Raw genomic sequence first — 4,334 nt, 5'->3', positions numbered from 1 at the left:
CCCCCAACCCCTCCCCGCTCTTCGGGAGGGGAGACAAAGCAGAGAGCTTTGGCGGGGTGGGGTTCTCCAGGTTTAATAAGTAATCAAGCGGACATGATATGAGCCGTCGAACTCACGCTAAAACAAGAATTTCAGTCAACTTCAGATGACTTTCGCTATGAGCCGCAGAATTTATTCTGAGGCGGACGTGTGGGCAATGCCAACATTCTGCATTGATGCAAATACCTTATGAACCTATCACCCGCCATAGGTTAGAAACCTACGGCTAATAGCGAAAGTCCTCTCAAGAGGACTAAACAAGAATTAATCAGCCACCAGTGCTAACGCACCTAAAATCTAAAGTGGTGCGTTAGCCTTTGCCGTAACGCACCCTACGTGTATTTCAAAAATTAAATATGAAATATGAGTCCTATAGTTAATGCATCGGAAAAATAAATAAGGAATTTTCAACAAATATAGGACTTACGCATTGACAGAAAATACCAAATATTAATTATTTGAAAATACATATTTTTCGTAGGGGTTTAACAATACTCATTGGTATCAACTTAGAGCCAGAGCGAATGGAATTCGCGGCTACACAAACAAGAGCTTTCCTCCGTGGGCTAAGAGAAAATGAGCCGCTTAAATTTATTGATCAGATATATATATTTTCAGTTCAATCCTTTCTTTCAAGCTGCTAAGGTAAGCTAGCAACGCATAAATAAAAATCACAATTCCTGTCATTTCCAAAAACTCTTCAATAACTATACCCGTTAACGTTATGATACTGCGGCGACCAAAATATTCTATAAAAAGCCCACCTATCATTTCCATACCTAATGTTCCAGTTACATAAACAACTGCGGCAATAAAAAATAAATACCGAGTCTTTGGCGGGAGAGCAAGCCAAAATTTAAGATATTTAAATGTAAAAACTGCCACTAAAACCACACCAGGAATAACCCAGGTTTGGAAAAATATAGGATTAAGATGAAGCGCTTGTCGGACTGACGGAATGATCAAAATCTCGTGTAAACTAAATGCTTCATCCAAACTCAAATATACAAATATAAAATATAGGGTTTTCCAGTGAGAGAAATGGCGGTCTTTCGTCTTAATAACAGTAATTACTTTAAGTAATCCTGAACAAAATAATAGAGAGAATGCGGAATACCAAGCAGGAATATTAAATTCACCATCAAGGCTAAATAGTTCGTAAAACCATTTGCTAGCAGGCAAGGGAAACTTCGAGAGCCAAAAATAGCCACTTAAAACGCCTGCGAAGGTGAGGCTGATAACTATGACTATTAAACGTCGAGCAATTGTTTTAGTACGGAGATAAATTGGTAACTCCACACTAGGGATTGATACTTGAGTCATACTAATATTGAGTAATTTATTTTCTTAGTTAGTTAGGAAATTATCTCATGAGCGTAAATATCTCAGCAAACTGTTACAGAACTTCCGCTCTGGCCGTTTTCCAGTAATACCCCAAATTAACTGCTCCATAGCCTCAGTATCTGTCCGAAAGTCAACCCACGTATGACGCTTAAGAAACCCTTAGAGCGCGGGTCTACTTTATCTCGTTCCCAGTCGGAATGCCTAATGGGGCGCTGCCGCCTCAAGACTTGCGGCAGAGGCGCAATTGATTTGCATTTCCAGCCTCTAGCTGGAAACGAGGTTTTAAAGGGGTTTGCGCTAAAGTTGACACCAATGGCGAGATACCTACAAGAAGTAGTTGAGTATTTTTTTATTTGGGAGTCCCTAAAGTCGAATTTAATAAGCAAAATGGCATTTGACTTACTCAAACCCCAGTTTGCTTTCTCATTTCGGTGTTTTCCGCAGGCAATCAAGAACCTATCCCACTAATATCAAAATGTGGTAATTTACTTCTCATATTGAGAAGGGTGTATCTGTTTATGGCTGGTCGTTTTGAAGGATTGAGTGAGCTGGAATGGAAACTATTTGAGGATATATTTCCTGAAGAACCGTCCAAACGTGGAAAAGGAATGCCTCATGCACCATATCGTTATGTATTAAATAGTCTTTTATACATACTGATTACAGGGTGTCGATGGTGTGACTTACCACATGGAGATACATGGGCATCAAAAAGTTCAGCCCACCGATGGTTAAAGCGATGGCGTGATGATGGAACATTTGAATATATACAAGGACGTGTATTAGCGATCGCTAATGAAAAAGGGCTTATAAATTGGGATTTTGGGGCTGTTGACGGCTCTTTTTCCCCCTGGAAAGGGAGGAGGTGAAGAAGTTGCCTACGGAGGTAAAGGCAAAGGTGTTCTTATTCGCACACTTACCGAAGGTGGTGGAATGCCCTTGGCTAATTGCACTACCCCAGCCAACGGGAACGAGAGAGAACAAGTAATACCTCTACTCGATAAAGTTAAACTTAAAACATTAAAACCTGGCAGACCACGTAAGCGAATCAAAGCACTAGCTGCTGATAAAGGTTACGACTCGAAACAAAAACGCGCTGACCTACGCAAACGAGGTATTCGTCCTCAAATCCCAAAACGAGTTTGGAAAACCAAGAAAAACATCGGAAGACCAATCAAAATTTCTGTTCCTAGATTTCAGCAAGAGCGGTGTTTTGCTTGGTATCAGCGCTCTTGACCGCCGTCTGGTCGTTAGATGGGAACGTCAAAAAGTTTACTTTGACGCATTCATTGACCTTGCTACAATCCATATCTGGATTAACAAAATATTATTAGTGGGATAGGTTCAAAGAATTACGCGACTTGTGTCGTAGATACGGCATCAAACCAACTGGAAATGCAGGATACAAAACCTCGTACATCGTAACTCTGATGGCATTTCCACTTTTAGCGTTGCAACAAATGAAGCAAGGTAAAGGGTTAAAATTCCCTAACTTTAACGCTATTCAGGTAATCAGTTCTGCTATAGAAGAAATGAATTCACCCACAGATGAGCAAGCAGCACTAATTCGGATAACTTTAGAGGGCAGAAAAATGAGCTATCCTGATCGATACGACCAGGAGAACCTGCTGAATTTGCATAAGGCTAAGATGTCGCTGGAACAAGCTATTAACTTGTTGAGCCAGTAAAACTAATTCCATTATCCTATCCCCTGCATTTACTAAAAATATGGGGGATAATTTTTAGAGATTAAAATAAATAAAGTGTGATCTATTGGCTAATAAAGACCTAACCCCCAACCCCTTCCCTACTAGGGAAGGGGAGTAAGATTCAAAGCCTCTCTCCTCTTAGGAGAGAGGTTTGGAGAGAGGTCAAAGTGTATTGCATACAAACGAGCGAACCGCTATATAAACCCTGTAACTATTCAATTTAGGTATTTATATGTTTCTGGTAACTGGAGCAACGGGAGGAATTGGTCGCAGAGTTGTGCGACTCCTACGGCAACGAGAAGAGTCTGTGCGGGCATTTGTCCGCCTTACCTCGCGCTATAGCGAGTTAGAACACCGGGGTGCAGAAATTTTCATCGGTGATTTGCAGCGAGAAAAAGATATCCAGAAAGCTAGTCTGGGTGTCCAGTATATTATTAGCGCTCACGGTTCTGATAGCGATGCCCTATCTTTAGATTATCGCGCCAATATTGAACTCATTGACCAGGCAAAAGCCAATGGCGTACAGCATTTTGTCTTCATTTCCGTATTGGGAGCCGATCGCGGTTATGAAGACGCTCCCGTATTCAAAGCCAAACGAGCAGTAGAGCGATATTTGTCAGCTAGTGGCTTAAATTACACTATTTTACGTCCAGCTGGATTAGCATCTAACTTGCTGCCACTGGTAGAACGATTTCGGGAAACAGGATTATATCTACTCATTGGCGATCGCAAAAACCGTACCTCAATTGTCAGTACCGATGATTTGGCAAAGATAGTAGTGGATTCTGTGACAGTTGAAGGCGCTCGCAACCAGATTTTACCCGTTGGAGGGCCGGAGATTTTATTAAGAGAAGATATTCCCCGGATTTTTGGTCGGATCTTCACCAAAGAACCAGTAATAATTAACTCACCACTATTTGTTATTGATGGGTTACAGGGTGCATTAGGTTTATTTAATCCGCAAATCCAAAAAGCTTTGGGAACCTATCGCACATTACTAGCAAATGAATTTTTCTGTACAAAAGATGAAATTGCCAACTTAGAGTCTATTTTTAACTTCCAGTTGGAAACATTAGAAAGTTTTTTGCGACGCTATCTAGCGGTTTAAATGGGGAGTGGGGAGTAGGGAGTAGGGAGTAGGGAGTAGGGAGTAGGGAGTAGGGAGTAGGGAGTAGGGAGTAGGGTGAAGAAGAAACAATATAAATACCAAATAAATACCAAACAAATAATAAATCATTCCCC

5 protein-coding genes are annotated in these 4,334 nt (G+C 41.0%); 4 read left to right on the top strand and 1 reads right to left on the bottom strand.

Annotated features, from left to right (window positions below):
• Positions 1-630 precede the first annotated feature (630 nt).
• Positions 631-1,362, bottom strand: coding sequence for a hypothetical protein (locus F8S12_RS31340; protein WP_196520220.1), 732 nt, complete (start codon positions 1,360-1,362; stop codon positions 631-633).
• Positions 1,363-1,901: 539 nt separating this feature from the next.
• Here F8S12_RS31340 and F8S12_RS31335 point away from each other — a divergent pair.
• The 4 genes from F8S12_RS31335 (at position 1,902) to F8S12_RS31320 (ending at position 4,200) form a co-directional block, all read left to right on the top strand.
• On the top strand, positions 1,902-2,252 hold the full coding sequence (locus tag F8S12_RS31335; protein WP_196520219.1) for a transposase: 351 nt from the start codon (positions 1,902-1,904) through the stop codon (positions 2,250-2,252).
• Positions 2,215-2,619: a transposase gene (locus tag F8S12_RS31330; protein ID WP_196520218.1), complete on the top strand. Its 405-nt coding sequence runs from the start codon at positions 2,215-2,217 to the stop codon at positions 2,617-2,619. Before F8S12_RS31335 ends, F8S12_RS31330 begins: the two co-directional genes overlap by 38 nt.
• A gap of 194 nt (positions 2,620-2,813) precedes the next feature.
• Entirely contained in the window at positions 2,814-3,071 is a 258-nt protein-coding gene (locus F8S12_RS31325) for a hypothetical protein (RefSeq protein ID WP_331001468.1), read from the top strand.
• Positions 3,072-3,324: 253 nt separating this feature from the next.
• On the top strand, positions 3,325-4,200 hold the full coding sequence (locus F8S12_RS31320; protein WP_196520214.1) for an SDR family oxidoreductase: 876 nt from the start codon (positions 3,325-3,327) through the stop codon (positions 4,198-4,200).
• Positions 4,201-4,334: the final 134 nt, after the last annotated feature.

Source organism: Nostoc sp. WHI (assembly GCF_015714725.1).
In the GTDB taxonomy this organism is placed as follows: Bacteria; Cyanobacteriota; Cyanobacteriia; order Cyanobacteriales; family Nostocaceae; genus Nostoc.
Note: the sequence above shows the minus strand (reverse complement) of the source record. Positions and strands in the feature narration are given on the sequence as shown.

What these genes read in the sequence shown, in the direction of transcription:
- F8S12_RS31325 (WP_331001468.1), top strand. Translation starts at nt 2,814, where the DNA reads ATGGCATTTCCACTTTTAGCGTTGCAACAAATGAAGCAAGGTAAAGGG.
- F8S12_RS31320 (WP_196520214.1), top strand. Translation starts at nt 3,325, where the DNA reads ATGTTTCTGGTAACTGGAGCAACGGGAGGAATTGGTCGCAGAGTTGTG.
- F8S12_RS31335 (WP_196520219.1), top strand. Translation starts at nt 1,902, where the DNA reads ATGGCTGGTCGTTTTGAAGGATTGAGTGAGCTGGAATGGAAACTATTT.
- F8S12_RS31340 (WP_196520220.1), bottom strand. Translation starts at nt 1,362, where the DNA reads ATGACTCAAGTATCAATCCCTAGTGTGGAGTTACCAATTTATCTCCGT.